Origin of the sequence: Tersicoccus sp. Bi-70 (genome assembly GCF_001968825.1) — a bacterium.
Lineage (GTDB): Bacteria > Actinomycetota > Actinomycetes > Actinomycetales > Micrococcaceae > Tersicoccus.
The window spans coordinates 141174-167850 of sequence record NZ_MIEU01000016.1; the positions used below are offsets into that span (position 1 = coordinate 141174).

A 26677-nucleotide genomic window follows, 5' to 3' on the forward strand; every position below is an offset into this window, starting at 1 on the left:
CTATCCAGCGTGCGGACCCCGCCGGGTCCGGTCGCCCCGCCCGTCTCAGGCGGTGATGATGGTGCCGATCTCCTCGCCGAGGATCGCGCGGGTGACGTTGCCGGCGCCCTGCATGCCGAACACCAGCATGGGCATGCCGTTGTCCTTGCAGAGGCTGAACGCGGTCTGGTCCATCACCCGGATGTCGCGGCGGAGGGCCTCGTCGTAGGTGAGGCGGTCCAGCTTGGTGGCGCTGGGGTCCTTGCGGGGGTCGGCGGTGTAGACGCCGTCCACCCCGTTCTTGGCGGCGAGCACGACGTCGGCGTGCACCTCGAGCGCGCGCTGGACGGCGACGGTGTCGGTCGAGAAGTAGGGCAGACCCGCGCCGGCGCCGAAGATCACGACGCGGTTCTTCTCGAGGTGACGGATGGCGCGGCGCGGGATGTACGCCTCCGCGACCTGGCCCATCGTGATGGCCGACTGCACGCGGGTCTCGACGCCGGCCTGCTCGAGGAAGTCCTGCAGTGCCAGGCAGTTCATGACGGTGCCGAGCATGCCCATGTAGTCGGCGCGGGACCGGTCCATGCCCTCCTGGGAGAGCTCGGCCCCACGGAAGAAGTTGCCCCCGCCGACGACGATGGCCACCTCGACCTCGCCCTGGGTCTGGGCGATCTGATCGGCGATGCCCCGCACGGTGGACGGGTCGACGCCGAGCCTGCCGCCGCCGAACACCTCGCCGGAGAGCTTGAGCAGCACCCGTCGACGGTGCGGTCCTGGCTCGTGCGCGAGGTCGGGATTGTGCGTCTGCATGGGCGCCTGCCTTCCGGGTTCACAGGTGGACGCGACGACGGGGGTGGTCACCCGATCCAGGTGACCACCCCCGTCGATGCGTGGCCCGGTCCGCCGCCTCAGCGGCGGACCGGGTACTGCTGCTGGTGGGAGGCCGAGCGCTCAGGCGCCGACGCGGAAGCGGGCGAAGCCCACGGCCGTGGTGCCGGCCTCCTCGAGAACCTTACCAACGGTCTTCTTGCTGTCCTTCGCGAACGGCTGGTCGAGGAGGACGACCTCCTTGAAGTAGCCGGTCAGGCGACCCTCGACGATCTTGGTCAGCGCGGCCTCGGGCTTGCCCTCGGCGCGAGCCGTCTCGTCGGCGATGCGCCGCTCGTTCTCGACCGTCTCGGCCGGAACGTCGTCCCGGCTCAGGAAGGTCGGGGTCATCGCGGCGGTGTGGACGGCGACGTCGTGGGCGACGGTCTGCGCGGCCTCGCCGGTGCCGGCGACGGCCACGAGGACGCCGACCTGCGCCGGGAGGTCCTTGGAGGTCTTGTGCAGGTACGCGTCGACGGTGGCACCCTCGACCCGGACCACGCGGCGGACCTGGACCTTCTCGCCCAGCAGGGCGCCGGCCTCGGTGACCTGCTCGGACACCGGCTTGCCGTCGATCTGGGCGGCCAGCAGGCTGTCCAGATCGGTCGCGCCGGACGCGATGGCCGCGTCGAGGACCTTGGTGCCGAACTCGACGAACGGGGCGGCCTTGGCCACGAAGTCGGTCTCGCAGTTGACCTCGACCATGACGCCGACGTTGCCCTCGACGCGGGCGGCGATCAGGCCCTCCGCGGTCGAGCGGCCCTCACGCTTGGTGACGCCCTTGAGGCCCTTGACGCGGATGATCTCCATGGCCTTGGCGGCATCGCCGTCGGCCTCGTCCAGCGCCTTCTTCACGTCCAGCATGCCGGCGCCCGTGCGCTCGCGCAGTGCCTTGATATCGGCGGCGGTGTAGTTCGCCATGACATCTCCTCTTGTCGGATCGGTGCGGGCCGCTCGGGTGTCGGCCCCAGTCGTGACTGCGGACCGCCCTGGTGAAGTGCGGTCCGCAGTCCCGGCGGCAGTGCGCCGGTGGATCGGTGGAGGAAGCCGCGGGCATCAGCCCGCGGACATCACTCGGCCGGGGTCTCGGTCGCCTCGGCGGCGGCCTCGGTGGACTCGGCCGGAGCCTCGGTCGCCTCGGGCTCGGTGTCGGCCGCGGCGGCGTCCGCCGGGTCGGTCACGGTGTTCTCGGAGACCTCGACGTCGGCGGTCGCCTCGGAGGTGGTCTCCGACTGCTGCGCCTGCGAACCCTCGAGCAGCTCGCGCTCCCACTCGGCCATGGGCTCCTCGGCGCTCGAGGCACCGTCCTTGCCGGTCGCGCGGTTGTTGCGGGCGATCAGGCCCTCGGCGACGGCGTCGGCGACCACGCGGGTCAGCAGGTTGACGGAGCGGATCGCGTCGTCGTTGCCCGGGATCGGGAAGTCGACCTCGTCGGGGTCGCAGTTGGTGTCGAGGATCGCGACGACCGGGATGCCCAGCTTCTTGGCCTCGTCGACCGCCAGGTGCTCCTTCTTGGTGTCGACGATCCAGATCGCCGACGGGGTCTTCGCGAGATCGCGGATACCGCCGAGAGTCTTGTCGAGCTTGTCCTTCTCGCGGCCGAGGAGCAGCAGCTCCTTCTTGGTGTGGCCGGACGCGGCGACGTCCTCGAAGTCGATCTCCTCGAGCTCCTTGAGGCGGGAGATCCGCTTGGAGACCGTCTGGAAGTTGGTCAGCATGCCGCCGAGCCAGCGCTGGTTCACGTAGGGCTGACCCACGCGGGTGGCCTGCTCGGAGATGGCCTCCTGGGCCTGCTTCTTCGTGCCGACGAACAGGATGGTGCCGCCGTGGGCGACGGTCTCCTTGACGAACTCGTAGGCGCGATCGATGTAGGACAGCGACTGCTGCAGATCGATGATGTAGATGCCGTTGCGCTCCGTGAAGATGAAGCGCTTCATCTTCGGGTTCCAACGGCGGGTCTGGTGACCGAAGTGGACGCCGCTGTCGAGCAGCTGGCGCATGGTGACGACGGGCATGTCGACACTCCTTCCGGCAGCGGTGGCTCTCCAGCCTGTACCACTGCCTGTTGACGGTTGATCGCTCCCGGACAGGCGTCCGGGCCGCCCGGCGGGCGGTGCTCCTGGTGTCCGGGACGGTGATCACCGTGGACCTCCCGACCGGGGTGAACCCGGACCGTGGGGAGGAACCGTCCGTCTGGATCGCCGTTCACCGGCGATCGTCGACGTCTGCGCGCGGACACGCGTAGTCAGCCGAGGAGACTCGGCTGCTGGTGCCAGTCTACCGCAGGCCGGGAGGGCTCCGGACCGGGCCTCCGGCCACCCGGCGGAGGTGACGGCTTCTCCCTCCCCAGGTCGGGACCGGGGTGCCGTTGTCCCCATCCTCGCCGGGGCAGAGGCTCCCGTGGCCGTCCCGGGCGCACCCTCGACCCGTGACGATCTCGAAGGCACCCCCGTCATGGCCGTCCCGGTGTGGGGCACCGCGGCCGGCCTCAACCCGACGCACCCGATTCCGGCAGATCGTGGCGACGCGCACCGGGCCGCGCGATCGACCGCCGCCGCACCGCGCCACGGTGGTCGCCGTCGTGCTGGCGATGCTGACGGCGACCCCCGCCGCTGCTCCGGCCGAGGCGCGGACGGTGAGCGCGGCGCCGGCGACGAGGGTCGCCGCCGCGGCCGTGCCCACGCCCGCTCCGCGGGGCTGGCAGTGGCCGCTGCAGCCGCGACCCCCGGTGGTCCGGCCGTTCGACGCGCCCGAACAGCTCTGGTCGGCCGGGCACCGCGGGGTGGACCTGGCCGGGCCGCCCGGCGCGCCCGTGCGCTCACCTGCCGCGGGCATCGTCGTCTTCGTCGGCGTCGTCGTGGACCGCCCGGTGCTGACCATCGCGCACGCCGACGGGCTGCGGACCAGCCTCGAGCCGGTGGTCGCGTCGGCGCACCGCGGGGACCACGTGGCGGCCGGCCAGGTGGTGGGGCGGCTCGCGCACGGCGCCTCCCACTGCTCCCCCGCGTCCTGCCTGCACTGGGGCGTACGGCTCGGCGAGGACTACGTGGACCCGCTCAGCCTCGTCCTGGACCGGCGGCCGTCGATCCTGCTGCCGTTCTCCCCCGCGGCCGCGCGGTCATGAGCGGCGGGGTGATCGGGCGGGCCGGGAACGCCCGAGCGCCGCCGCGGACCGGCCGGAGCCGATCCACGACGGCGCTCGTGGAGTCGAGGATGCCCATCCGGGCAGCCGGTCACACGAAGGCGGAGATGCCCGTGACCGCGCGGCCGGTGATCAGCTTGTTGATCTCCTGCGTGCCCTCGTAGGTGTAGATCGCCTCGGCGTCGGCGAAGATCTTCGCCATCTCGAAATCGACGACGATGCCGTTGCCGCCGAGCAGACTGCGGCCCATCGCGACCGACTCGCGCATGCGGGCGGAGGCGAAGGTCTTGGCCAGGGCCGCGTGCTCCTCGGTGGCCTGGTCGTTCGCCTCGAGCTGGGCGACGCGGACCAGCATGCCCATCGACGCCATGGCGTTGCCGAGGATGGTGGCCAGCTGATCCTGCACCATCTGGTTGGCGGCGAGCGGCTGGCCGAACTGGTGACGCTCGACGACGTGCTTGCGGGCGACGTCGAACGCGGCCATCTGCTGCCCGACGGCCTGCCACGCCACCCCGATGCGGGTGGAGCGCAGCACCTTGTTGGTGTCGCGGAAGCTGTTGCCGTGGGCGAGGTGGAACTCGTCGGGCACCACGAGGTTGTCGAGCGTGATGTCGGCGTTCTGGACGGTGCGCAGCGAGATCTTGTTCTCGATCTTCGTGGCCGAGTACCCCGGGAGAGAGGTGTCGACGAGGAAGGCCTTGACCTTGTTGTCCGCCACGTCGCGGGCGTAGATGACCACCCAGTCGCTGAAGGTCGCGTTGCCGATCCAGCGCTTCTCGCCGTTGAGCACCCAGGTGTCTCCCTGCCGCTCCGCGGTGGTGCGCGTGCCGCCGGCGACGTCGGATCCACCGAGCGGCTCGGTGAGGCCGAAGGCGCCGATCTTCTTCATGGCGTAGATGTCCGGCAGCCACTCGCGCTGCTGCTCCTCGGACGCGAGCAGTTCGATCGAGCCGGTGAAGAGACCGTCGTGCACGCCCATGAAGGTGGCGATCGAGGTGTCGGCGCGCGTGAACTCCGCGTGGATGAACCCGGCGAGCAGCGGCGAGTAGCCGAGGCGGCGCACGGGCGAGACGATGTCCAGCTCGGCGAGCTTGGGAATGAGATCGCGCGGGAACTCCGCGGCGTTCCAGGCGTCCCGGGCGATCGGACGCACCTCGGCGTCGAGGAACGCGCGCACCTCCTTCAGCCGCACCCGCTCCTGGTCGCTGAGGAGTTCCTCGAAGTGGAGGAAGTCCCCGTCCGCGTAGGGGAGGTTGTTCGGATCGACGTCGTGAGCCATCGAGTTCCTGCCTTGGTCGAGTCGGAAGCTTCGCGGCGACCGAGGCGTTCGAGCCGGTCGTCGCTCGTTTAGTTACTGATCAGTAACTAACGTCGATTATGCCAGCTGTCCCGGTGACACGGAAGAAGAGCCGGAAACGGAGAACGGCTCCGGACGCCGACGGGTCGGCGGCCGGAGCCGGGTGGAGGGTAGGGCCGGTGGGGCTTGAACCCACGACCAAAGGATTATGAGTCCTCTGCTCTGACCAGCTGAGCTACGGCCCCTCGAACGCCCGGCCGTTGCCGGGCGTGACCATCGTAGAACCGCCTCAGACGGTCAGGTCGGCGTAGTCGACGCCCCGGTAGAGCGCCTCGAAGATGTCCAGGGTGGCGCCGAGGTCGTGCTTGTTGACCATCTCGCGGCTGGTCTTGCCCAGCGCCAGGCGCTCCTGCTCCGGGAGCTCGATGACCCGACGGAGCTTGTCGGCCAGGTCCGTGCTGTCGTTCGGGCGGAACAGCCAGCCGTTCCGGCCGTCGTCCACGAGGTGCGGCAGGGCCATCGCGTCGGCGAGCACCACGGGCTTGGAGGCGCTCATGGCCTCCAGGGTCACGAGCGACTGCAGCTCCGCCGTGCCGGGCTGGCAGAACACCGTGGCCCGCAGGTAGGCGCGGCGCAGTTCCTCGTCGGACGCCCGCCCGAGGAAACGCACACGCTCCCCCACGCCGAGTTCGGCGATCCTCGCCTCGAGCGCCGGCCGGACCTCGCCGTCGCCGACGATCTCCAGGTGCGTGTTCAGCTCGACGGGCAGCTTCGCGACCGCGTCGATCAGGACGTCGACGTGCTTCTCCTGCGCCAGCCGGCCGACGAAGAGCACGGTCGGGTACTCGGGAGCCTCCAGCTCCTCCCCCGCCAGCTGCTCGTACTTGGCGGCGTCGATGCCGTTGGAGACCGGGAGCACCTGCCGCAGGAACGCGTGCTGGTGCATGGCGGCGGCGGCCAGCGGCGTCGGCGTCGTCACGACGGCGGCCTGCCCCATCACCTTGCCCATGTCGCGCCACGAGTTCTTCGCCACGACGTCGAGGAACCACTGCGGGAACGGCAGAAAGGGCGCCAGGTTCTCCGGCATGAAGTGGTTGGTGGCGATCAGGCGGATGCCCATCTTCGCCGCGGTGTCGGCGAACGCCTTGCCGATCATGTAGTGGCACTGGACGTGCACCACGTCCGGGCGCACCTCCTCGAGGATGCGCCGCACCTCGCGGTTGATCTCCCAGGGCAGGCAGATCCGGAAGTAGGGGTGGGTGGGCGGCTGGTGGGACCGCAACCGGTGGACCACGACGCCGTCCTCGACCGTGCGGTAGCTCGCCCCGGACGAGTCACGGGCGGCGGCGACGTGCACCTCATGCCCGCGGGCGAGCATGCCGTGGGCGAGCCGCTGGCAGAACCGGGCCGCACCGTTCATGTGCGGCGGATACGTGTCCGCGGCGATGAGGATCTTGAGCGGTCCGGCGCTGGGCGCTGAGGTCACGGGAAAGGGCTCCTGGGGGTGTCGCGGTCACGGTCGCGGGCACCGGCCCGCAATCCCCCGCGACGGTATCAGAGGGTGTGAGCTCTCGCCGTCGGGACGCGCCCCGGCCGGGCGCATCGGCCGCGGACTCAGCTCCGGGGTCGCTCCGCGGCGGCATTCTTCGCGTGCCGTTTCTCGGCCTTCCGGCTGATCACGTCGGGGTGGTAGCGGGAGAGCATGACGACGCCGACGACGGCGGAGACCGCCGCGATGATCATCCCGATCACGACCAGGGCCGGCGGGTTGGCGCGGGCCTCCCCCAGGATGGCGATGCCGATCGCGATGCCGACCATGGGGTCGATGACCGTCAGCCCCGCGATCACCAGGTCCGGCGGCCCGTGCGAGTAGGCGCTCTGGACGAACCAGATGCCGAGGCCACCGGCCGCCACGATGGCGATGTAGATGTAGATCGGCACGGCCAGCAGGTCGACGCCGCCCGTCCCGAACAGGTGGGTGAAGAGCAACCGGGAGAGCACGGCGACGAAGCCGAACAGGATGCCGGCGCCGACGATGTAGATGAAGGCGTTCAACCGGCCGCGGAACCCGACGGCGAGCGAGCCGAAGATCAGCAGCACGACGGCGAGCAACAGGCAGGTCGTCAGTTCCTGCGCCGTCGTCCCCTCGTGGGCCGGGTTGGTGATCAGCAGCGCCATCAGCACGAAGAGGGTGCTGCCGAACATGCACAACCCGATCGAGAAGACGGTGACCCGGTTGAGCTTGAGGTTCTGCTCCCGGGCGTTGACCACGGTGGTGATCACGAGGGCGATGGCACCGAGCGGCTGCACGATCATCAGCGGCGCGTTGGCCAGGGCGGCGATGTTCAGTCCCATGCCGAGGCCCATCAGCACCGTGCCGAGGACCCACCGGGGGTTGGCGAGCAGCCGCAGCGCGCCGCGGCCGTGCAGGGACAGGCCGCCGGTCTGTGCCGCCACGGCACTGCCCTGGCGCTGGCTGCCGTAGGCGAGGCAGACGGCGGAGGCGAGGGCGCAGGCGATGGCGACGAAGTATTCAGGCCGCACGGTCCACGATCCGTCGGCTCTGGAACTTGCGGATCATGGACCACAGGTACCCCGCGGAGGCGAGGACGTGGCACAGGCACCCCACGGCGAGCAACACGAGGGCCACCGTGGTCACCGGCGTGCCCCGGAAGACCGCCAGGTGGCCCAGCAGCAGCAGCGGTGCTCCGACCAGCAGAATCGCCGTGCGGGCCTTGCCCATCAGGCTGACCGGCAGGTCGGGGTGGTTGCGGAACAGGGCGAGCGAGACGACGAGCAGCACCGCGTCGGGCACGAGGATCGCCACGATCAGCCAGAGCGGCGCGATGCCGGAGGCGACGAAGGCGATGGCCACGATGATCAGGGCCAGCCGGTCCGCCAGCGGGTCGAGGATCATCCCGATCCGGGAGACCTGCCCGAGCCGGCGGGCGACGTATCCGTCGACCCAGTCCGTGCTGCCCAGCACGGCGAGGACGATGAGTGCCCAGCCGAACTGCTGGCGCACCATCAGGACGAAGAAGACGGGGACGAGCAGGAACCGGACGAGCGTGATGACGTTCGGCACCGTCCAGAACCGGTCCACCACCCGCGCCCGCCCGTGGGCGGGCGCCCCGGCGTTGATCAGCCGCATGGGCCCTCCGGCACGATCAGCACGCTCCGTGGCGGGCGCGGGGTGGACGGGTCAGAACTTCTTGGTCAGCTTGCGGACGAAGACGGCGAAGGCGCCGCTCGAGACGGCGAAGACGCTCAGCGGGACCCAGCGGTCCTTCAGCGTCTCGGCGGGCTCGCCCGCCGTGCGCGGCGCGCCGGACGGGTTGGCCGCGGACGTGCGGCCGGCGGCACCGTTGACCGAGCCGGAACTGGCGTGCAGGCGGGTGGCGACGTCGTCGGAGAAGGACTCGGCGCGGGCCACCGCGCGGCCGCTGAAGGCCTCCCACTGGCTCTTGACGTCGACCTTGCGGCCGAGGTCGTCGCGCAGGTTGGCCAGGTGCGCGCGGCGCTGACCCGTGCGGGTCTTCAGTTGCGACTCGGATGCCGGCGGGTTGGCGGCCTTCTCCTGCTCCTTGGCCTGCTTCTTCCGCTCGTCCTCGGCCTGCTGCTCCGGCGTCTTCCGCGCGTCCAGGGTGCGCTCGTCGAAGCTGCGACCCTCCTTGAGGACCCCGAGGTCGTACTTCAGCCCGCGGATCGCCTGCTCGGGCTTGAGCGGCATCGCCTTCTTCAGCCGCGACAGGCCGACGAGGGCCGCGATCAGCAGGATGACGAGGAACACCGCACCCACCACGAGAGCGGACAGCCAGATCCCCCAGTTGAACCAGTTCGCGACACCGGAGACGAGGGCGATGAGCAGCATGATGACGAGGAAGGCCAGGAAGACCAGGCCGACGACGAAGAACGCGGCGGCGATGCCGACCTGGATGCCCTTCTTCTTCATCTCGAGCAGCGCGAGGTTCACCTCGTCCGCCAGCTGCTTGGGTACGAGGCGGGACAGGACCGTGGTCATTCCCCCCAGAGATCGGGAATTCCCGGTGCGAGTGGTGGCCTGGTGACTCATCGCTGCTGCTCCATCCGTTCGTCCTGACCCTGGATCAAGGTCAAAAGTATCACCGGCGCAGGTCGACTCCGGGCGCGACGGTTCCTCATCGTGCCCGGTCACCGCCCTCGCGGGCGGGGCGCGGGTGCCCCGCCCGTGCGGGGCCCGGCCTTCAGGCGACGCCGGTCGGCGCGCTCGCGGCGGTATCGGCGCCCGTGGGCGCACCGCCGTCGCTCCGTCGCGCACCGGCCTCGGACTGCTGCAGCCGGGCCGCGGCGTCGCCGATGTTGCGACTCATGGACGGGAAGATGACGCCGTGGAAGGGCAGGATGGCCAGCCAGTAGAGCCGTCCGCTCAGCCCCTTCGGGAAGAAGATCGCCCGCTGGTGGTAGGTGCTGCCGCCCTCGTGGTCGGCGCCAGCGGAGTCCCCGGACTCCTCGGCGTCGGGCCGCACCTCGAGCTCGAGCCACGCCTTGCCGGACACCTTCATCTCGGCGCGCAACCGCAGCAGGCGGCCGCGCTCGATGTGCTCGACGCGCCACCAGTCCACGGCCTCACCGGTGTGCAGGGTCTGCGGGTCGCGGCGGCCGCGGGAGAGCCCGACCCCGCCGCTGAACTTGTCCATCCAGCCGCGCACGGCCCAGGCGAGCGGCAGCGAGTACCACCCGTTCTTCCCGCCGATGCCCTCGATGATCCGCCAGACGTACTCCGGATCGGCGTCGCAGTGGTGCGTGCGCTCGTCCACGTACACCTTGTGGCCGGCCCAGTCCGGGTCCGAGGGCAGCGGATCGGCGTCGTGGGCGGAGGCGCTGGCCCCGGCCCACGTCGTCTCCACCTCGTTCTCGCGCATCCGCAGGAGGGCGAGCTCGACGGCGCGCCGGTAGCTCGTGAGCCCGTCCGGGGGCGGCGGGATGTAGTCGTCGATGTCGTGCTCGGCGCTGACCGCGTCGTGCTGCAGGGACTGGACGAGCGGGAACGCCATCGACATGGGGATCGGCGTCACCATGCCCACCCACCAGCCGGCCAGCAGCGGCGCCGGCAGGGGCAGCGCGATGATCAGCCGCCGCGGCAGCCCGGACGCCGTCGCGTAGCCGTTCATCATCGCCGCGTACGTGAACACCTCGCGCGAGCCGATGTCGAAGGTGCGGTTCAGGCCCGTGGGCAGGTCGAGCGCGTGCAGCAGGTAGTGCAGCACGTCGCGGACGGCGATCGGTTCGATCTTGTTGCGCACCCAGGAGGGCGCGGGCATCACGGGCAGCTCCTCGGCCAGGTGCCGGACCATCTCGAAGGACGCCGAGCCGGAGCCGATGATGACCCCGGCCTGGAAGACGATCGCGTCCGTCGGCCCGTCGAGCAGGACCTTGCCGACGGCGGCCCGGGAGCGCATGTGCGGGGAGAGCTCGACGTCGGTCGGGTGCAGCCCGCCCAGGTAGATGACCCGCTGGACGCCGGCGGCCGCGCACGAGCGGGCCATGATCCCGGCCATCGCGGACTCGGTGCGCTCGAAGTCCTTGCCGGAGGACATGGAGTGGACCAGGAAGTAGACGGAGTCGACGCCGTCGCAGGCGCGCTCGGTGTCACGCTGCTCGGAGAGGTCGCCCTGGACGATCTCCACCTGGTCGTGCCACGGCACGTCGAGCAGTTTGTCGGGCGTGCGCACGAGCACGCGGACCCGGTGCCCGGCGGCCAGCAGCCGCGGCACGAGGCGGCCGCCGATGTAGCCGGTGGCACCGGTGACGAGCACGTGGTGCTGGCGGTCGGAGGATGTGTCCTGACCGGTCTGGTCGTTGCCCGTGAGCTCGGCCGGCCGGGAATCGCTGAGGCGCTCCATGGCCCAACCCTACGCGGTCCTCTCGAAGACGGAGAGACTCCGCCCCGGGCCGCCGGCCGCCCCCGTCCCTGCCCCGACTAGGCAACCTGTTCTCCCCTGTGGTTGGGTTCATGTCATGGGTGACGATGTCTCCTCCGCGACCTACAGCCGGCAGCAGCGCACCCGGTACCGGCGTCGCCTGATGGAGAGCCTCGAGACGTTCGACCGGTATCTGTCGGGGGCGACGTTCGAGGACACCGGGTCGATCGGGCTCGAGGTCGAGCTCAACCTCGTCGATGCCACCTCCCGGCCGAGCCTGCGCAACGCCAGCGTGCTCGACCGGATCGCCGACCCGGCCTTCCAGACCGAGATCGGCGCCTACAACATCGAGATGAACTACCCGGTGACGAGCATCGCCGGCCGTGGTCTGGCGGACATGGAGCAGGGCCTGCGCCGCCGGCTCAACCACGCCGAGGAGCGGGCCGCGGAGGCGAAGGCCGGCATCGTGATGGTGGGGATCCTGCCCACCATCACCGAGCAGCTGCTGAAGGATCCGGACTGGATGAGCCCGGAGAAGCGCTACGAGGCGCTCAACCTCTCGATCCTCGCGGCGCGCGGCGAGGACGTGCAGCTGGACATCCAGGGCGAGGACGACCTGCAGCTGTACACGGAGACGGTCTCCCCGGAGGCCGCGTGCACGAGCGTGCAGCTGCACGTGCAGGTCTCCCCCTCCGGCTTCGCGTCGGCCTGGAACGCCTCCCAGATCCTCGCCGGCCCGCAGGTGGCGCTCGCCGCGAACTCCCCCCACTTCCTCGGCCGGCGGCTGTGGCACGAGACCCGCGTCGTCCTCTTCCACCAGGCGATCGACTCCCGGCCGCCGGAGATGCGCGCCCAGGGCGTGCGCCCGCGGGTGTGGTTCGGCGAACGGTGGATCACCTCGATCTTCGACCTGTTCGAGGAGAACGTGCGCTGGTTCCCGGCCCTGCTGCCGGAGCTGCGGGAGGACCGCAACCTCCCGCCGGACGAGCCGGGCCGGCCGCCGCGGCTGCACGAGCTGCGGCTGCACAACGGCACGGTGTACCGGTGGAACCGCCCGATCTACGATCCCGGCGGCGAGGAGGCGCACCTGCGGGTCGAGAACCGGCTGCTGCCGGCCGGCCCGACGGTCGCCGACATCGTGGCCAACGCCGCGTTCTACTACGGCGTCGTGCACGTGATGCGCCACTCCGACCGGCCGCTGTGGTCGCGGATGGCGTTCTCCACCGCCCGCGAGAACTTCGAGCAGTGCGCCAAGTACGGCCTCGACGCCCAGGTCTACTGGCCCGGGGTGGGCGACGTGCCGGTCGACGAGCTGATCGTCCGGCGGCTCCTGCCGATGGCCGAGACCGGGCTGCACCAGCTCGGCGTCGACCCTGACCTCGTGACCCACTACCTGGGCATCCTGCGGGAGCGGGCCCAGAGCGGGCAGAACGGCGCCCGCTGGCAGCTGGACACCGCTGCCGCCCTGCAGGCCGGCGGGATGGACCGCGACGAGTCGATGCGCGAACTGGTGCGCCGGTACCAGGGGCACATGCACGACAACATCCCGGTGCACGCCTGGCCGGCGCCGTGAGCGCACGAGAGACGAGGGACCGCTGATGCTCGACGCACTCCTCTGGGGCACCGTCGCTGCCTCGTCCCTGCTCATCGGTGCGATCCTCGGCATCGTCCACACCTGGCCGAAGCGGCTCGTCGGCGGCGTGCTCGCCTTCGGCGGCGGGGCCCTGATCGCGAGCGTGTCGTTCGAGCTCGCGGAGGAGGGCATCCAGCGCGGCGGTCCCTGGCCGGTCGGCATCGGGCTGGCCGCAGGCGCGCTGAGCTACTACCTCGCCAACCGGCTCGTCTCGGGCCAGGGCCTGCCCGTCGGCGGTCACCACGGGCGCCGCTTCCGGCACTCCCAGGACTCCCGGCGGCACGCGGGCGGCACCTCGCTGGCGGTCGGGGCGGTGCTCGACGGCATCCCCGAGCAGCTGGTGCTCGGCATCGGACTGGCCGGCGGCGCGGGCGTGAGCGCGTCGCTGCTCGTGGCCATCTTCGTCTCGAACCTGCCCGAGTCGATCGGCTCCTCCAGCGACATGATCGCGTCCGGCTCCTCCCGCCGTCGCGTGACCGGCCTGTGGATCGCCGTGACCGTGGTCTGCCTCGCGTCCACCGTGCTCGGCTACCTGATCGCCGACCTCGCCACGGGCGGGCTGCGCGGCTTCATCGACGGGTTCGCCGCCGGCGCCCTGCTCGTGATGCTGGTCGATTCACTGATCCCCGAGGCGCAGGAGAAGGCGGGCAACACCGCCGGCCTCGTCACGGTCCTCGGCTTCTCCCTGGCCACGTTCCTCTCCCTGGTCGCCTGACCTGTCCGGGTCACGGGCGGCCGGCGACCGGGGCGCGCTCGCGGGCTCCGGCGACAGGAGGATCAGCCGACTGGTGAACGGCCCTGTCGTGCTGCTCCCCCACCCGCTAGCGTGGCGACCACGGCACCGTCGACCGGTGCCGGACGCGGCGGGCACGCCGCCGCTTCCGCGAACGACGAAGGGGTGGCCATGAGCGAGACCAACGACCCGGCGATCAACGAGGAGACCGACGCGGGAGGCTACGGGAGCCCGCAGCCGGAGGACGAGGTGGCCGGCGGCACCGTGGCCACGAGTGACGGCGACGTCAGCGGCAGCACCGACAGCGACACGGAGGACGCGACAGCGACGACCGACGCGACCGGGTCCTCCGACCCGACGTCCGGTGAGACCACGGCCGACGGGCCGGGACCGGACGGCGCGGCCGACGCCTGGACCGACAGCACCGCGGACGTCTCCGCCGAGGACGGCGTCTCGGGCTCCTCCGTCGAGGGCGCCGACGGCGTCGTCGCAGACGACAGGACCAGCGCCGACGACGAGACCACCGCGGACGACGCGTCCGGATCCCCGGAGGCGTCCGACTCCGCCGACTGACCACCGTCAGCCCCGCTGGTCGAGAGCGGCCCCGCCCCGTCACCGCGACGGGACGGGGCCGTTCCTCCGTCGGAGCAGATGCGGATCACCGCCCGAGGACGGGTTCTGTCCGCAGCAGCGCCTAGGGTCGCGGCATGGACATCATCCTCGTTCCCGGATTCTGGCTCGACGGCGACTCCTGGGCGCCGGTTCTCGGCCCGCTCGAGGCCGCCGGCCACCGCGTGCACCCCTTGACCCTGCCCGGCAAGGAGTCGGCCGACGCCGACCGCTCCGGCATCGGTCTGCGCGACCACGTCGACGCCGTCGTCGCCCGCATCGACGAGCTCGACGGCCCCGTCGTGCTCGTGGGCCACTCCGGCGGCGGCGCGATCATCCACGCCGCGACCGACGCGCGGCCGGACCGGGTAGCGCGCAGCGTGTACGTGGACAGCGGCCCGCTCGGCGAGGGCGGGGTGATCAACGACGAGATCCCGACCGACGGCCCCGACGCTCCCCTGCCGCCCTGGGAGTTCTTCGAGGACGCGGACCTCACCGACCTGACCGACGAGCTCCGCGCCGCCTTCCGAGCGCGCGCCGTGCCCGAACCGGCCCGGGTGACCAGCGACCCCCAGCACCTGCACGACGAACGGCGCTTCGACGTCCCGGTCACGGTGATCGCGTGCGAGTTCACCGGCGACCAGATGCGGGCGTGGATCGCGGCGGGCAACCCGTTCGTGGCCGAGCTGGCGCACATCCGGGACGTCGACCTCGTCGACCTGCCGACCGGGCACTGGCCGCAGCTGACGCGCCCGGACGACCTGGCCGAGGCGCTGGTGGCCGCCGTCGCGCGCTGACGGCACCGATCCGCGCCGCGCCCGCGGTGCTGTTTGGGGCGTGCGCGGAAAGGAGGCAGCATGGCTGCCATGAGCGGTCCCGCGCACCTGAGCAACATCGCACGCCAGCGGGTGCTCGATGCCGCCCTCGGCGTCCAGGAGAGCCGGCACCGCGCCCTCGCCACGCTGGATGGTGCCGAGACGGGCCCGGGCGTCCACCTCGTCGCCCGCGGTGACCTCTCGTCGTGGACGCTCACCGCGTCGGCGACCTGGCGTCATCTGCTCTCGACCCGCTCCGCGGCGACGGCCGAGCAGTTGATGCGCAGCCTGCCCAACAACCGGCGTCGCTGCGCCGCCGGCCTGACGATGATCAGCGTGTTCGACCACGAGAGCACCGAGCAGGCCGCTCGCCGGCTCCTCGAGGCCGAGCCCCCGGGCGCCTACTTCTACGCGTACGCGCCGGTGCAGATCAAGATCGTCGACCGCCGGTCCGTGCTGCTGCAGGGCCCCACCGAGGCCGGAATGGGCTCGCTGCTCGAGTTGACGGACGACCGCGCCGTGAGCGCGGCGTGGTCCTACTGGCGGGCACTGATGGCGACCGCCGTCCCGTGCCGCGGCGCGGCTCACCCGCCTCGCCTGACCGACCGGCAGGTGCAGATCCTCGAGCTGCTGCGCCTGGACGCCACGGACGAACGGATCGGGCGGCTGCTCGGCCTCTCGGTGCGGACGGTGCGGACCGACATCGGCGCGGCCATGGCCGCGCTCGGCGTCCGCTCACGGTTCGCTGCCGGTTACGCCTTCGCCATGGCGCAGGAGCCGCACGGGGCCTGAGCCCCACGTCGCCCGCTTTCTGCGGCGGCGCCACGCCGCCGCCTGCAGCTTCCTGCAGCCCGCTGGCGGCCACGCCCTCGCCACGTCATCCTCGACTCATTGCCGTGGGTCGAGGGCGTCTCCTGGGGGGATGGACGCTCTCGACCCACGGCCGTGCCCGGTCCACGCCGGCCGTCTCAGGAGGAGGCCGGGTAGTTCTCCGCCGCGAGCAGCCGGGCCAGGTGCGCGGCGTTCGCGGCCATCGTGGCCGTGGTCGAGGCGGTCGCCTCGGGTGTCTCGTCCAGATCCTGGTAGTCCGTCGCGTGCATCGCCTCACCGTTCCAGTAGGTGACGCCCTGCGCGGGGATCGTGAAGCCCACGTCGTTCATCCCCTGGAAGAGGACGGCGCTGATGTGGTGGGCGCCGTCCTCGTTCCCGACGACCGCGGCGATGCCGACCTTGCCGAAGGTCTGCAGGCGGCCGGCGTCGTCCGTCTCGGACAGCTCCGCGTCGAGCCGTTCGAGCACACGCTGGCACACGCTGCTCTGCTGCCCCATCCACGTCGGGGTGGCGATGAGCACGATGTCGGCCGCGATGAGCCGCTCCCGGATGCCGGGCCACGCGTCACCCTCGCCCATGTCCAGCTCGACGCCCGGTTTGACGTCGTGGTCCACCACCCGCACGACGTCACCGGTGACACCGTGGGTGGCGAGCTCGTCGAGCACCTGCCGCGCCATCAGCTCGGCGCTGGAGCGCGCCGGTGACGGTTTCAGCGAACAGACCAGCGCGAGAACGGTCAGTGGAGCGGACACGGGGCCTCCCGGGAGCACGTCGTCGGCACCGGCGGCGCCGATCATCGCCAGCATACTGATGATCGTGCCTGTGCGGTGTCGCCCGGGACCTCTGCCCTTGTCATCGCGACGACGGTGGCTGGGGTGAACCGGGTGAGGTCAGCGTGTACGCCGTGACTCCCCCCGACGCCCAGACGGTCGACCAGGCGGTCCGCGTCATCGACCTGACGGGCGTGCTCGCCAACGCCGTCCTCGGCGGGATCGCGGCCCGCACGGCGCGCCTCGACATCGTCGGCTTCATCGTGCTCGCCATCCTCTCGGGACTCGGCGGCGGCATGATCCGTGACGCGCTCCTGCAGGCGGGCCCGGTCGCGGCGGTCGCCGATCCGCTCTACCTCGTGATGGCCCTGATCGGGGCGGGCGTCGCCTTCGTCATCCCGTTCCGCAGCCGCCCGGCGCGCTGGTCCCTGACCCTGCTGGACGCCCTCTCGCTCGGCTGCTGGGCCAACGTCGGCGCCCAGAAGACCCTCGAACTCGGACTGAGCTGGCTCCCGGCCGTGCTGATGGGCGCCCTGACCGCCGTCGGCGGCAGCACCGTGCGCGACGTCATGCTGCAGAAGACGCCGAGCATCTTCGGCGGCAGGACCCTCAGCGCCACCAGCGCCCTCGTCGCCAGTTCGATCACCGTCGTCCTGTGGCTGCTGGGTCACTCCACGGCGGACTCGATCGCCGCGATCGTCGTCGCCGCCACCTTCTCCCTCCTCGCGCGCCACTTCGACTGGGAGCTGCCCCACGAGGTCCATGCGCCTCGTCCGGCGCGGCAGGCGTCGCGCTGGCTGAGCCACTGGTGGGGCGTCGGCACGGACGCGGTCCATCACCTCCACCACGACGGCGGGGCCACCGCCGTCGTCTCCCGGGACCCGGACGACCGGAACGACCGGGACGACGCCGCAACGCGGGAGGAGGTCGTCCAGCGGGAGCAGGACCGGAACCACCGTGAGCACGACCGGCACGACCAGTGAGGGAGCACGGCGATGAGCACGACCGAGAACGCGACGCCTGACGACGGAGCCGCCCAGCGGATCCTGCGCGGCCAGGACGGGATCACCGACTGGCAGCACGGTCTCTACCGGTCCTTCCACCAGCACCCCGAGCTGAGCAACCAGGAGGTCGAGACCGCCGCGCGGGTGGCGAAGGAACTCACCGGTCTGGGCTACGCGGTGACCGAGAAGATCGGGACCACCGGCGTCGTCGGCGTCCTCGCCAACGGCGACGGCCCGGTCGTGCTGATGCGCGCCGACATGGACGCCCTGCCGGTGAAGGAGGACACCGGGCTGGACTACGCCAGCACCGTGACCGCGAAGGACGCGGACGGCAACGAGGTACCCGTGGCGCACGCCTGCGGCCACGACGTCCACGTCGCCTGCCTGCTCGGTGCCTCCCGGCTGCTCGCCGAGTCGAAGGACGCCTGGAGCGGCACCTTCGTCGCGCTCTTCCAGCCGGCCGAGGAGGACGCGACGGGGGCGAAGGAGATGGTCGACGACAAGCTGGCCGACACCATCCCCCACCCGGACGTCGCCTTCGCGCAGCACGTGCTCGCCTTCACCTCCGGCGTCGTCAGCCCCCACGCCGGACCGTTCCTCTCCAGCGCGGACAGCATCCGGATCACCGTGCACGGCCGCGGCGCGCACGGCTCGATGCCGCAGCTCTCCGTCGACCCCGTGGTCCTCGCGTCCTCGATCGTGATGCGCCTGCAGACCGTCGTCGCCCGCGAAGTGGCCCCGGGCGACTTCGCGGTCGTCACCATCGGCCGGATCAGCGGCGGGACGAAGAGCAACATCATCGCCGACCGGGCCGTGCTCGAGCTCAACGTGCGCACCTTCGACACGGCCGTCCGGGAGCACGTGCTGGGCGCCATCACGCGCATCGCGGTCGCCGAGTCGCAGGCGTCGGACGCGCCGGAGGACCCGGACATCGAGATGTTCGACCACTACCCGCTGACCGAGAACGACGAGGACACGACGGCGCGGCTGACCGCGGCGTTCACCGCGCACTTCGGCGACGCCGTGGACGACCAGGGCCGGCAGTCGGCGAGCGAGGACTTCAGCGACATCCCGCGGGCCCTGGGTGTGCCCTACAGCTACTGGGGCATCGGCGGTATCGATCCGCAGACGTACGCGGCGGCGGAGAAGAAGGGGACGGTCAACCAGGACATCCCCGCCAACCACTCCCCCCAGTTCGCCCCGGTGATGGAACCGACCCTGTCGACCGGCACCGCCGCCATCGTGGTCGCAGCCACCACCTGGTTCGCCGGCAGCTGACCGCGGCAGCCCACCCTCGCCAGCTCGCCGATAGATGCTGCATTCGCCTCGGAAAGGACGGTGGATGGGACATCTATCGACGAGCTGGCGTGTGGGTGCCGGTCAGGCGTCGAGGCCGGCGTGCGCGTAGGCGCCGGCGGCGATGTCCTCGAGCAGGGTCGGGCCCGTCGGCGTCCAGTCGAAGCGCTCCCGGGTCAGCTCGCTCGAGGCACTCATGTCGAGTCCGAAGAACCGGCCGATGAATCCGAAGTGGTCGACGGCATCCTCGGGGGCGACGGAGACGACCGGCACGTCGAGCATCGCGCCGATCGCCTCGGCGATCTCCCGCGTGCTCACCGCCTCCTCCGCCGCCGCATGCAGCCGCGTGCCGGCGGGCGCCTGCTCGAGGCCGAGGCGGACCAGCCGGGCGGCGTCGGACCGGTGCACGGCCGCCCACGCGTTCGTGCCCTCCCCGACATAGCCGGAGACACCGCGACGCCGTGCCGCCGCCACGATCAGGGCGATGAAGCCGTGATCGCCCGTCCCGTGCACGGTCGGCGCGAAGCGGGCGGCGATGCTGCGCACCCCGTGCTCGACGTGGTCCAGCGCCAGGTTCTCCGTGCCGCCCCGGGGCGACGCGGGCCCGACGGCCGGCGAGGGATCCGTCTCGGTGCCCAGCCGGCCCTGCGCGAGCATCGCGAGCCCGGAGGCCACGACGAACGGCCGGTCCGACCCGTCGAGCGCGGCGAGCAGGGTCTCCACCGCGGCCCGCTCGGCGCGATCCGATTCCCTCGGGTGCGCCCAGTCGTGCTTGTTCGCCAGGTGCACGACGCCCTCCGCGGCCTCGGCACCGCGCCGCAGCGCGTCGAGGTCGTCCAGGTCGCCGCGCAGGACCCGGACTCCCTTCTTCTCCAGCGACGACGCCGACGCATCGCTGCGGGCGAGGCCGGTGACCTCGTGCCCCGCCGCGAGCAGCTCGTCGACGCTCGCCGATCCGATCCATCCACTGGCCCCGGTGACGAAGACCTGCATGGTGACTCCCCTGCTCCGACCGCCTCTGATGACAGTCACTGCCATCACCGTAGCGCTGATGTCAGCCGCTGTCATCCCCCCGGTAGGATGAGGACATGGCCCGATGGGAGACCGGTACGCGCGAGCGTCTGCAGGCGGCAGCGCTCGACCTCTTCGCCGCCCACGGGTTCGAGCGGACGACCGTCGCCGAGATCGCGGCCGCCGCCGGTCTGACCGAGCGCACCTTCTTCCGCCATTTCGCGGACAAGCGGGAGGTGCTCTTCAACGGGCAGGACCTGTTCGAGCAGGCGTTCCTCTCCGGCCTCGACACCGCGGCCTCGTCGGACCCGATGGCTCTCGTGCGCGCCACCCTCTCCGGAGCGGCGGCCTTCTTCCCCGACGAGCGGCGCGCGTGGTCCCGGATCCGGCAGGCCGTGATCGCCGGACACCCGAGCCTGCAGGAGCGGGAACTGCTCAAGCTCTCGGCGCTGGCGCTCACCCTCACCGCCGCGCTGCGGGACCACGGGCTGGACGGGACGACCTCCGCGCTCGCCGCAGAGAGTGCGGTGACGGTCTTCCGCACGACTTTCGCCGCATGGATCGAGGCCGGCGAGACGCGCTCGTTCGCCGACCTGCAGGAAGCCGTGCTGGCGCGGCTGCACAGCCTCGTCGCCCCGGCCTGAGCGCCGATCCGCGTTGCCATCACCACGACGCGCGCAGGCCACGCGGGTGCCGTGTCAAGAGCGCGACGGGAGGACGACTCGCAGCGGGGACAGGTCCTCACCGACGCGGTACTGCGCGCCGAGCAGGAACCGACCGTGCGGAGTCAACGTCGCCGTCAGCAGCCACGACTCCGCGTCGGCGCCCGTGTCGGCGTCGGCGTCCGCACCACCGGGGGCGTCACGTGTCCCGTCGTTCGGCGCATCCCCCGCCGCGTCGCCCTCCTCGTCGTCGGACGCCTGACTCGATGCTCTCGCGGGGACGAGCGTGAGGTCGGCGATGACGAGGGTGGCCGTGGGGTCGCGATGCCCCCGATCCCGCACGGCCAGGGTGCCGGTGCTCCCGGTCAGGGTGATCCGGGGGTCGGCGAGCAGGACGTCGAGCGCACCCCAGTGCCCGGTCAGTCGCACCGATCCGGCGAAGGCGAAGGCCGCGGCGCCGGCCGTGTGCGGCGTACCCGCCGCGTCGGCCGTCTCACCCGGCTGATCCGCCCGGGGAAAGAAGAACCCGGCATCCGTGCGGACCGCCGGGGTGGTGACCTCAACCTCGCCCTCGGCCGGTCCCTCGATGTAGGCGATCAGGCTGTCCTTGATCCCCCAGGTCATCCCTGCGGCCACATCCACTCCTCGTTCCGTCTCTCGTGCGTTGCGGGCCTCGGCCCAGGTCACGTCAGGCGGCGTCGAGCTCGACGACGGGCAGTTTGTCCAGGCTGCGCGTCATGTTGCTGACGACGCGCTCGGACCGGCCCACGGAGAACCGGCGGACCCGGCGCGTGAGCGCGGTGATCACGGCCAGGGCCTCGAGCCGGGCCAGGCCCTGACCGGCGCAGCCGTGGATGCCGTAGCCGAAGCTGAGGTGATCGACCGGGTTGCGCTCGACCCGGAAGGTGTCCGCGTCCTCGTAGTGGCGCTCGTCCCGGTTGCCCGACCCGAAGAGGATCGCGGCGCGGGCCCCGGCGGGGATCACCGTGCCCTCGATCTCCACGTCCTCCTTCACCAGCCGGCCCCAGGTGTTGACGGGCGGCTCGAGGCGCAGCGCCTCGTTGTAGGCGGCGGGGATGAGCGACGGGTCGCGCCGGATCAGCTCGTACTGGTCCGGGTGGGAGGCGAGCAGGGCGATGACGTTGCCGATCGAGGCGATGGTGGTGTCCATGCCGGCGGCCACGTACTGGTGGATGATCATGCCGCAGGCCTCGGGGGCGATCTCGCCGCGGCCGGCCGGTGACGCCGATCAGGTCGGCGACCACCTGCAGCGGCAGGGCCCGGGCCAGGTCGTCGATCGCGTCGAACTGCCCGCGCTCGACCAGGTCGGCGACCATCGCGTCGGCCTTGGCGTCGATCTCTCCCTTGACCTTGCGCAGCGAGCGCGGCGACAGGTTCTCCGAGAGCACGGCACGCATCGAGGCGTGCGCCGGCGGGTCCGTGGTGAGCGTCGTGCCCTGCAGCGCCTCGTTCATCTGGTCGTTGAAGGCGATCTTGTTGGAGGAGAAGACCTCCGGGTTGGCCAGGGCGTCCCGGATGCCGTCGTAGCGGCTGAGCGCCCACAGGTCGTTCGCCTCGATGTGCACGACGGCGGCCTGCTCGCGCAGCCGCGCGAACGTCGGGTAGGGATCGGTCAGGATCTCGTCGGAGAACAGATCGACGTCGGGGGACGATGGGATGCCGGCGGAGACGGGCGAGTCGACAGTCATGGGTGACCTCACGGGAACATCGGCGTGCCTCGCGGGAACGGTCCCGGGCACAGACAGCGGGTCGGCGCCCGAGGACCGGACGCCGTCGCTTCAGTTCACGTGACAGGGCACACATCTGTCCAATGAATTGGCCTGATGATGAGTATGCACTCAGCGAATTTGCTCGACCGTCGTCAGGCTGCGGTGCCCCGCTTGGCCCGGTTCCGGGCGATGGCGGCGCGGACCAGATCCTGGAACGCGGCGTCGTCGACGGTCTCACCCTCGGCCAGTTCCACCGACCGCCGCTGGTTGCCACCGAGCTCGCCGTTGAAGAGACCGGCCGGATCGTCCAGGGACGCGCCGTACATGAACCCGAGCTTGACCTTCTTCTTGAAGATGTTGCCGACCACGAGGATGCCGTCGAGTTCCCAGACGGGGGCGCCCATCCACTTCCACTCCTCGACGATGCCGGGATCGACGTCGAGGATGAGACGACGCATCCGCGCGAGCGTCTCGCCCCGCCAGTCGGGATGCTGCTCGATCAGCTCGTCGATCCGGTCGCTGGGCGTGGCGTCCATGCGCGGTTCTCCTCCCGTCGGCCGGCATCCGGGTGCTGCAGGCTGCGGTCAGTCTAGGGCGGCCGGAGCGGACCCCCGGCGCCCCTAGACTGCCGCACATGAGTTCGCCGCGCCCTGCCCCGCCTTCTGCCCGGGCGGTGGCCCCGCTCTACGCCGCGGGTTTCACGACGGCATTCGGTGCGCACAGCGTGGCCGCGGGTCTGGGCGCCGAGGTCGGGGCCGCCCGGGGCGACGTCGGCGCCGGCCTGCTCGCCCTCGGCGTCTTCCTCGCGCTCTACGACCTCGCCGAGGTGGTGCTCAAACCCGTGTTCGGCTCACTCGCCGACCGGATCGGCCCGCGCCCGGTGATCGTGGCCGGGCTGCTGGGCTTCGCCGTGGCGTCCCTGATCGGGATCGGGGCGGCCAGCCCGGTGCTGCTCGCCGTCGCCCGGCTGGGTCAGGGAGCGGCGGCCTCGGCCTTCTCCCCCGCCTCCTCGGCGGCCGTCGCCCGCCTCGCGGGGCCGCGCAGCGGGCGCTCGTTCGGCCGGTACGGGTCGTGGAAGAGCCTCGGCTACGCGCTGGGGCCGCTGATCGGTGCCGGGCTGATCCTCGCCGGTGGCCTGCCGCTGCTGTTCGGCGTCCTCGCGGTGATCGCGCTCGTCGCGGCCGGGTGGGCCGCCGTCGCCGTCCCGGCGATCACGCCGCTGCCCCGGCCACGCTACACGCTGACGGACCTGGCGCGGCAGCTGGTCGAACGGTCCTTCCTCGGCCCGACCGCGGTGCTGGCGGCGGCGACCGGGTCGCTCGGTGCAGCCGTGGGTTTCCTGCCCGCGATCGCCGCAGCCTCCGGCCTGGGCACCGTGCTCAGCATCGGCGCCGTGACCGTGCTGGCCCTCGCGTCCGCACTGATCCAGCCCGTCATCGGCCGGGCCCGCGACGCCGGCCGCCTCGCCGACCGCCCGGCGATGGCCGGGGGCCTCGGCCTGATCGCCGTCGGCATCGTCGCCGGCGCCCTCGCCGCCGTCACGGCCGGTGTCGCTGCCGGCGTCCTGGTCTATCTGGCGGCGGCACTGATCGGCGCGGGCATCGCGGTGACCACCCCGATCGCCTTCGCCCACCTGGCCGACGCCGCCCCGCCCGAGCGGATGGGCCGGACCATGGGCACCGCCGAACTGGGCCGGGAGCTCGGGGACGCCGGCGGGCCGCTCCTGGTGGGAGCGGTGGCCGCGGCAGCCGGCATCGGCTGGGGCCTCGGTGCGCTTGCCGTCGTCGTCGGGTTGACGGCCACGGCGGCTCCGCGCTCCCCCACGGTCGCCGACTCGTGATCGCGGGCCCGGCCCAGGCGTCGTCAGGAGCGGATGTCGGGCGGGTCGTGCGTGACCGGCAGTCCCGCCGCCTCCCATGCCTCGTATCCCCCGATCACGTCGGTCGCGCGGCTCAGGCCCAGCTGCCGGAGGTTCCACGCCGCCAGGGACGAGGAGTAGCCGTGCCGGCAGACGAGGATCCAGCGGGTGTCCCACGCGGTGGCCTCCGGGATGCGGTAGGCGAACGACGGGTCCAGGCGCCACGGCAGCACGGTCAGGTCGATGACGAGCGCGCCCGGCAGCTCCGCGGCGGCCGCGCGGTGTGCGCTCGTGCGCACGTCGACCAGGACGGCGCCGCGCCGCTGTTCGGCGAGCGCCTCGGCGGGGGTGAGCCGGTCCAGACCGGCCCGCGCCCGGGCCAGCAGTCCCATCGAGCCCGCGGGTGCAGCGGCGTCGACCGGTCCGGTCCGGTCGAGCGGGGCGGTGACCGGGTCCTGGCGTGGCCCTACCGGCCGCGGTGTCAGGTCGAGGCCGGCCATGCGCTGCCCGCCCGCTCCCACGCCCGGTCGATGGCGCTCAGTACGTCGGCCGGCAGCGGTCCGCCGGCGGCGGCATCGAGATTGCTGCGCAGGTGGTCCGCCTTCGCCGTCCCGGCGATGGCCGTGTGGACGCCCGGCGCGTACGCGGTGAACCGCAGGGCCAGCTCGTTCCACTCCAGGCCGGAAGCGCCCTCGGCTCCGGCGACCGCGGCCTCCAGCCCGAGCTCGCGGAAGCGCTCCCAGTACAGCTCGCCGTAGTGGCCGACGGGGCGCTCGGCGAAACGCCACGGCGCATTGGCGATCGGCCGCTTGGCGATCACACCGAGCCCGGCGTCCCGCGCGAGGGTGCCGACGACGTGGCGCAGGTTCGCCTGGTCGACGACGTTGATGCTCGTCTCGATCGCGCCGAACCGGCCCGACTCGACGGCGTAGGTGAGGTGCTCGTTGTCCCCGCTGTAGCCGGCGACGCGGACCTTGCCGGCCGCGACGGCGTCGTCGAGCGCGTCCTGCAGGTCTCCGCGCCGGAGCACGTCGACCGGGCAGGAGTGCAGGAAGAAGATGTCCAGCCGTTCCGACCGGGTGCGGCGCAGCGAGCGGTCGATGCTTGCGGTGACAGCGCCGGGCGTCCACTCGGCGTGCCCGTCGAGCGCCTGGCCTCCCTTGGTGGAGAGCACGAACTCGTCGCGGCGCGCGGCCACGTGCCGGCCGATCCGCTCCTCGCTCAGCCCGTAGGTCGCCGCGGTGTCGATCAGGGTGACGCCGGCGTCCAGCGCGCTGCCCAGCACCCGGGCCGCCTCCGCCTCCGTGACGTCCTGTTCACCGATCTGCCCGGCGCCCAGCCCCACCACGGACACCCGCAGGCCGGTGCGGCCGAAGTCCCGCTGCTGCATCGCCCCGTCGGCGCCGGTGGGGGTATCGGCACCGGCGTCGGTGCCCGGCACCGGACTGCCCGCGGGAACCTGGCCGCGGTTCTCTTCCGGTGACGTCGGCTGCTGGTCGGGATGCTGGCTCACGGAACTCCTCGGGACGACCGGTCGGGACGGATCCACCCTAGGCGACATCACCCGCCTCGGTCAGCATGCTGATCAACCGGCGGTCGGGGCGGGATAGGTTGGCCTCGGTGGCCGGTCCGACCTGCGTGGTCTCGTTCCGGCCGATCTCGATCCGTCCGATCCAGTACAGGAGATGACATGCAGACGATCACGGTTCTCGGCAGCGGCGTTCTGGGGTCCCAGATCGCGTTCCAGTCCGCGTACCAGGGCAAGGACGTGGTGGTCCGCGACCTCGACGACGCAACCCTGGCGACGCTGCCGCAGCGGTGGGCGTACCTGGCCGAGCAGTACCGCCGGGATCTGCCGGACGCCACGGACGCTTTGCTCGACGCCGCCGTCGCCCGCATCCGCGCGACCCGTGACCTGGCCGACGCCGTCGGCGACGCCGACCTCGTGATCGAGGCCGTGCCCGAGGTGCTGGACATCAAGCGGCAGACCTGGGCCGCGGTCGGCGAGGCGGCCCCCGAGCGGACCATCTTCGCCACCAACTCCTCCACCCTGCTGCCGAGCGCCATCGCCGACGCGACCGGCCGGCCCGAGCGCTTCCTCGCCCTGCACTTCGCCAACAACATCTGGGTGCAGAACACCGCCGAGGTGATGGGCCACCCGGGGACCGATCCGGCGTGCTTCGACGAGGTCGCGACGTTCGCGGAGGAGATCGGGATGGTGGTCATCCGGGTGCTCAAGGAGCAGCCCGGGTACGTGTTGAACTCGCTGCTGGTGCCCTTCCTGACCGCCGCGTCGCAGCTGTACGTGCGCGGCGTCGCCGACGTCGAGACGATCGACCTGACCTGGCGCAAGGCCACGGGAGCCCCGCTCGGCCCGTTCCAGATCTACGACATCATCGGGATGCAGACCCCGTACAACCTGATGCGGACCAGCCCCGACGCCGATCTGCGCCAGTTCGCCGAGGTGCTCAAGCGGGACTACATCGACGCCGGCAAGCTCGGCCGGGCCACCGGCCAGGGCTTCTACGACTACCGCTGAC

28 protein-coding genes and 1 tRNA gene are annotated in these 26677 nt (G+C 71.8%); 12 read left to right on the plus strand and 17 right to left on the minus strand.

Annotation, left to right across the window (positions count from 1 at the left end):
- Positions 1–45: 45 nt before the first annotated feature.
- The 3 genes from pyrH to rpsB all read right to left on the minus strand — a co-directional run bounded on the left by pyrH (position 46) and on the right by rpsB (position 2861).
- Positions 46–789: a UMP kinase gene (pyrH, locus tag BGP79_RS13270; RefSeq protein ID WP_076696289.1), complete on the minus strand. Its 744-nt coding sequence runs from the start codon at positions 787–789 to the stop codon at positions 46–48.
- Positions 790–930: 141 nt separating this feature from the next.
- The gene (tsf, locus tag BGP79_RS13275) at positions 931–1767 is read right to left on the minus strand and encodes a translation elongation factor Ts (RefSeq protein ID WP_076696291.1); all 837 of its coding nucleotides are present in this window, start codon (positions 1765–1767) and stop codon (positions 931–933) included.
- 149 nt (positions 1768–1916) lie between these two features.
- Entirely contained in the window at positions 1917–2861 is a 945-nt protein-coding gene (gene rpsB, locus BGP79_RS13280) for a 30S ribosomal protein S2 (RefSeq protein WP_076696292.1), read from the minus strand.
- Positions 2862–3364: 503 nt separating this feature from the next.
- On the opposite strand from rpsB, the gene BGP79_RS13285 reads away from it, so the two are divergent.
- Positions 3365–3970, plus strand: a complete 606-nt coding sequence (locus tag BGP79_RS13285; RefSeq protein ID WP_233121531.1) for a M23 family metallopeptidase — start codon at positions 3365–3367, stop codon at positions 3968–3970.
- A 109-nt stretch (positions 3971–4079) separates the two neighbouring features.
- On the opposite strand, the gene BGP79_RS13290 is transcribed toward BGP79_RS13285, so the two are convergent.
- The 7 genes from BGP79_RS13290 to BGP79_RS13320 form a co-directional block, all read right to left on the minus strand.
- Complete coding sequence (locus BGP79_RS13290; RefSeq protein WP_076696294.1) at positions 4080–5267, minus strand: acyl-CoA dehydrogenase family protein; 1188 nt, start codon at positions 5265–5267, stop codon at positions 4080–4082.
- Positions 5268–5456: 189 nt separating this feature from the next.
- Positions 5457–5530 (minus strand) — tRNA-Ile (locus tag BGP79_RS13295).
- A gap of 44 nt (positions 5531–5574) precedes the next feature.
- The gene (locus BGP79_RS13300) at positions 5575–6771 is read right to left on the minus strand and encodes a glycosyltransferase (RefSeq protein ID WP_076696296.1); all 1197 of its coding nucleotides are present in this window, start codon (positions 6769–6771) and stop codon (positions 5575–5577) included.
- Between the two features lie 128 nt (positions 6772–6899).
- Complete coding sequence (locus tag BGP79_RS13305; protein WP_076696298.1) at positions 6900–7829, minus strand: DMT family transporter; 930 nt, start codon at positions 7827–7829, stop codon at positions 6900–6902.
- On the minus strand, positions 7819–8436 hold the full coding sequence (locus BGP79_RS13310) for a CDP-alcohol phosphatidyltransferase family protein (protein WP_076696300.1): 618 nt from the start codon (positions 8434–8436) through the stop codon (positions 7819–7821). The genes BGP79_RS13305 and BGP79_RS13310 overlap by 11 nt, the downstream gene beginning before the upstream one ends.
- Positions 8437–8487: 51 nt before the next feature.
- Positions 8488–9306 carry a phage holin family protein gene (locus BGP79_RS13315; protein ID WP_158067190.1) on the minus strand — a complete coding sequence of 273 codons (819 nt, stop codon included), beginning with the start codon at positions 9304–9306 and terminating at the stop codon, positions 8488–8490.
- Between the two features lie 202 nt (positions 9307–9508).
- Positions 9509–11167, minus strand: coding sequence for an SDR family oxidoreductase (locus BGP79_RS13320; protein ID WP_076696304.1), 1659 nt, complete (start codon positions 11165–11167; stop codon positions 9509–9511).
- 115 nt (positions 11168–11282) lie between these two features.
- Between BGP79_RS13320 and BGP79_RS13325 the strand changes: the two genes are divergently transcribed.
- The 5 genes from BGP79_RS13325 to BGP79_RS13345 all read left to right on the plus strand — a co-directional run bounded on the left by BGP79_RS13325 (position 11283) and on the right by BGP79_RS13345 (position 15767).
- The gene (locus tag BGP79_RS13325; RefSeq protein ID WP_076696306.1) at positions 11283–12758 is read left to right on the plus strand and encodes a hypothetical protein; all 1476 of its coding nucleotides are present in this window, start codon (positions 11283–11285) and stop codon (positions 12756–12758) included.
- Between the two features lie 25 nt (positions 12759–12783).
- Positions 12784–13533 (plus strand): ZIP family metal transporter, encoded by a 750-nt coding sequence (locus tag BGP79_RS13330; RefSeq protein ID WP_076696308.1) that lies wholly within the window; start codon positions 12784–12786, stop codon positions 13531–13533.
- 189 nt (positions 13534–13722) lie between these two features.
- A complete protein-coding gene (locus tag BGP79_RS13335; RefSeq protein ID WP_143588424.1) occupies positions 13723–14124 on the plus strand; it encodes a hypothetical protein in 402 nt (133 codons plus the stop codon).
- Between the two features lie 134 nt (positions 14125–14258).
- On the plus strand, positions 14259–14957 hold the full coding sequence (locus BGP79_RS13340; RefSeq protein ID WP_076696312.1) for an alpha/beta fold hydrolase: 699 nt from the start codon (positions 14259–14261) through the stop codon (positions 14955–14957).
- A 60-nt stretch (positions 14958–15017) separates the two neighbouring features.
- Entirely contained in the window at positions 15018–15767 is a 750-nt protein-coding gene (locus tag BGP79_RS13345) for a helix-turn-helix transcriptional regulator (protein ID WP_083701930.1), read from the plus strand.
- A 176-nt stretch (positions 15768–15943) separates the two neighbouring features.
- Here BGP79_RS13345 and BGP79_RS13350 read toward each other — a convergent pair whose 3' ends face one another.
- Entirely contained in the window at positions 15944–16603 is a 660-nt protein-coding gene (locus BGP79_RS13350; protein ID WP_076697014.1) for a flavodoxin family protein, read from the minus strand.
- A 107-nt stretch (positions 16604–16710) separates the two neighbouring features.
- Here BGP79_RS13350 and BGP79_RS13355 point away from each other — a divergent pair, with 107 nt between their 5' ends.
- Positions 16711–17559, plus strand: coding sequence for a trimeric intracellular cation channel family protein (locus BGP79_RS13355; RefSeq protein ID WP_083701998.1), 849 nt, complete (start codon positions 16711–16713; stop codon positions 17557–17559).
- A gap of 12 nt (positions 17560–17571) precedes the next feature.
- Positions 17572–18858, plus strand: coding sequence for an amidohydrolase (locus BGP79_RS13360; protein ID WP_076696318.1), 1287 nt, complete (start codon positions 17572–17574; stop codon positions 18856–18858).
- Positions 18859–18960: 102 nt separating this feature from the next.
- Here BGP79_RS13360 and BGP79_RS13365 read toward each other — a convergent pair whose 3' ends face one another.
- Entirely contained in the window at positions 18961–19869 is a 909-nt protein-coding gene (locus BGP79_RS13365) for an SDR family oxidoreductase (RefSeq protein WP_076696320.1), read from the minus strand.
- A 95-nt stretch (positions 19870–19964) separates the two neighbouring features.
- On the opposite strand from BGP79_RS13365, the gene BGP79_RS13370 reads away from it, so the two are divergent.
- On the plus strand, positions 19965–20531 hold the full coding sequence (locus BGP79_RS13370) for a TetR/AcrR family transcriptional regulator (protein WP_076696322.1): 567 nt from the start codon (positions 19965–19967) through the stop codon (positions 20529–20531).
- Positions 20532–20585: 54 nt separating this feature from the next.
- On the opposite strand, the gene BGP79_RS13375 is transcribed toward BGP79_RS13370, so the two are convergent.
- Both BGP79_RS13375 and BGP79_RS16995 read right to left on the minus strand, forming a co-directional pair.
- Positions 20586–21185, minus strand: coding sequence for an HtaA domain-containing protein (locus BGP79_RS13375; RefSeq protein ID WP_143588425.1), 600 nt, complete (start codon positions 21183–21185; stop codon positions 20586–20588).
- Positions 21186–21237: 52 nt separating this feature from the next.
- The gene (locus tag BGP79_RS16995; protein WP_233121534.1) at positions 21238–21750 is read right to left on the minus strand and encodes a cytochrome P450; all 513 of its coding nucleotides are present in this window, start codon (positions 21748–21750) and stop codon (positions 21238–21240) included.
- Between BGP79_RS16995 and BGP79_RS17000 the strand changes: the two genes are divergently transcribed.
- Positions 21743–22264 carry a hypothetical protein gene (locus tag BGP79_RS17000; protein WP_233121537.1) on the plus strand — a complete coding sequence of 174 codons (522 nt, stop codon included), beginning with the start codon at positions 21743–21745 and terminating at the stop codon, positions 22262–22264. The genes BGP79_RS16995 and BGP79_RS17000 overlap by 8 nt on opposite strands.
- 167 nt (positions 22265–22431) lie before the next feature.
- Here BGP79_RS17000 and BGP79_RS13385 read toward each other — a convergent pair whose 3' ends face one another.
- Positions 22432–22815, minus strand: a complete 384-nt coding sequence (locus tag BGP79_RS13385; protein ID WP_076696326.1) for a DUF1801 domain-containing protein — start codon at positions 22813–22815, stop codon at positions 22432–22434.
- 98 nt (positions 22816–22913) lie between these two features.
- On the opposite strand from BGP79_RS13385, the gene BGP79_RS13390 reads away from it, so the two are divergent.
- Positions 22914–24119: an MFS transporter gene (locus BGP79_RS13390; RefSeq protein WP_076696328.1), complete on the plus strand. Its 1206-nt coding sequence runs from the start codon at positions 22914–22916 to the stop codon at positions 24117–24119.
- A gap of 23 nt (positions 24120–24142) precedes the next feature.
- Here BGP79_RS13390 and BGP79_RS13395 read toward each other — a convergent pair whose 3' ends face one another.
- On the minus strand, positions 24143–24637 hold the full coding sequence (locus tag BGP79_RS13395) for a rhodanese-like domain-containing protein (RefSeq protein WP_369800204.1): 495 nt from the start codon (positions 24635–24637) through the stop codon (positions 24143–24145).
- Positions 24619–25650, minus strand: coding sequence for an aldo/keto reductase (locus BGP79_RS13400; protein WP_198928487.1), 1032 nt, complete (start codon positions 25648–25650; stop codon positions 24619–24621). The genes BGP79_RS13395 and BGP79_RS13400 overlap by 19 nt, the downstream gene beginning before the upstream one ends.
- Positions 25651–25827: 177 nt before the next feature.
- Here BGP79_RS13400 and BGP79_RS13405 point away from each other — a divergent pair, with 177 nt between their 5' ends.
- Positions 25828–26676 (plus strand): 3-hydroxyacyl-CoA dehydrogenase, encoded by an 849-nt coding sequence (locus tag BGP79_RS13405; protein WP_076696330.1) that lies wholly within the window; start codon positions 25828–25830, stop codon positions 26674–26676.
- The last annotated feature ends 1 nt before the right edge of the window (position 26677 follow it).

Bases quoted from the DNA above. Each gene is read 5' to 3' on its own strand.
- BGP79_RS17000 (WP_233121537.1), top strand. From the start codon at position 21,743: ATGATCATGCCGCAGGCCTCGGGGGCGATCTCGCCGCGGCCGGCCGGT.
- BGP79_RS13345 (WP_083701930.1), top strand. From the start codon at position 15,018: ATGGCTGCCATGAGCGGTCCCGCGCACCTGAGCAACATCGCACGCCAG.
- BGP79_RS16995 (WP_233121534.1), bottom strand. From the start codon at position 21,750: ATGATCATCCACCAGTACGTGGCCGCCGGCATGGACACCACCATCGCC.
- BGP79_RS13390 (WP_076696328.1), top strand. From the start codon at position 22,914: ATGAGTTCGCCGCGCCCTGCCCCGCCTTCTGCCCGGGCGGTGGCCCCG.
- BGP79_RS13325 (WP_076696306.1), top strand. From the start codon at position 11,283: ATGGGTGACGATGTCTCCTCCGCGACCTACAGCCGGCAGCAGCGCACC.
- BGP79_RS13320 (WP_076696304.1), bottom strand. From the start codon at position 11,167: ATGGAGCGCCTCAGCGATTCCCGGCCGGCCGAGCTCACGGGCAACGAC.
- BGP79_RS13365 (WP_076696320.1), bottom strand. From the start codon at position 19,869: ATGCAGGTCTTCGTCACCGGGGCCAGTGGATGGATCGGATCGGCGAGC.
- rpsB (WP_076696292.1), bottom strand. From the start codon at position 2,861: ATGCCCGTCGTCACCATGCGCCAGCTGCTCGACAGCGGCGTCCACTTC.
- tsf (WP_076696291.1), bottom strand. From the start codon at position 1,767: ATGGCGAACTACACCGCCGCCGATATCAAGGCACTGCGCGAGCGCACG.
- BGP79_RS13340 (WP_076696312.1), top strand. From the start codon at position 14,259: ATGGACATCATCCTCGTTCCCGGATTCTGGCTCGACGGCGACTCCTGG.
- BGP79_RS13290 (WP_076696294.1), bottom strand. From the start codon at position 5,267: ATGGCTCACGACGTCGATCCGAACAACCTCCCCTACGCGGACGGGGAC.
- BGP79_RS13315 (WP_158067190.1), bottom strand. From the start codon at position 9,306: ATGACCACGGTCCTGTCCCGCCTCGTACCCAAGCAGCTGGCGGACGAG.
- BGP79_RS13405 (WP_076696330.1), top strand. From the start codon at position 25,828: ATGCAGACGATCACGGTTCTCGGCAGCGGCGTTCTGGGGTCCCAGATC.
- BGP79_RS13335 (WP_143588424.1), top strand. From the start codon at position 13,723: ATGAGCGAGACCAACGACCCGGCGATCAACGAGGAGACCGACGCGGGA.
- BGP79_RS13395 (WP_369800204.1), bottom strand. From the start codon at position 24,637: ATGGCCGGCCTCGACCTGACACCGCGGCCGGTAGGGCCACGCCAGGAC.
- BGP79_RS13310 (WP_076696300.1), bottom strand. From the start codon at position 8,436: ATGCGGCTGATCAACGCCGGGGCGCCCGCCCACGGGCGGGCGCGGGTG.
- BGP79_RS13350 (WP_076697014.1), bottom strand. From the start codon at position 16,603: ATGATCGGCGCCGCCGGTGCCGACGACGTGCTCCCGGGAGGCCCCGTG.
- BGP79_RS13360 (WP_076696318.1), top strand. From the start codon at position 17,572: ATGAGCACGACCGAGAACGCGACGCCTGACGACGGAGCCGCCCAGCGG.
- BGP79_RS13330 (WP_076696308.1), top strand. From the start codon at position 12,784: ATGCTCGACGCACTCCTCTGGGGCACCGTCGCTGCCTCGTCCCTGCTC.
- BGP79_RS13370 (WP_076696322.1), top strand. From the start codon at position 19,965: ATGGCCCGATGGGAGACCGGTACGCGCGAGCGTCTGCAGGCGGCAGCG.
- pyrH (WP_076696289.1), bottom strand. From the start codon at position 789: ATGCAGACGCACAATCCCGACCTCGCGCACGAGCCAGGACCGCACCGT.
- BGP79_RS13385 (WP_076696326.1), bottom strand. From the start codon at position 22,815: ATGGACGCCACGCCCAGCGACCGGATCGACGAGCTGATCGAGCAGCAT.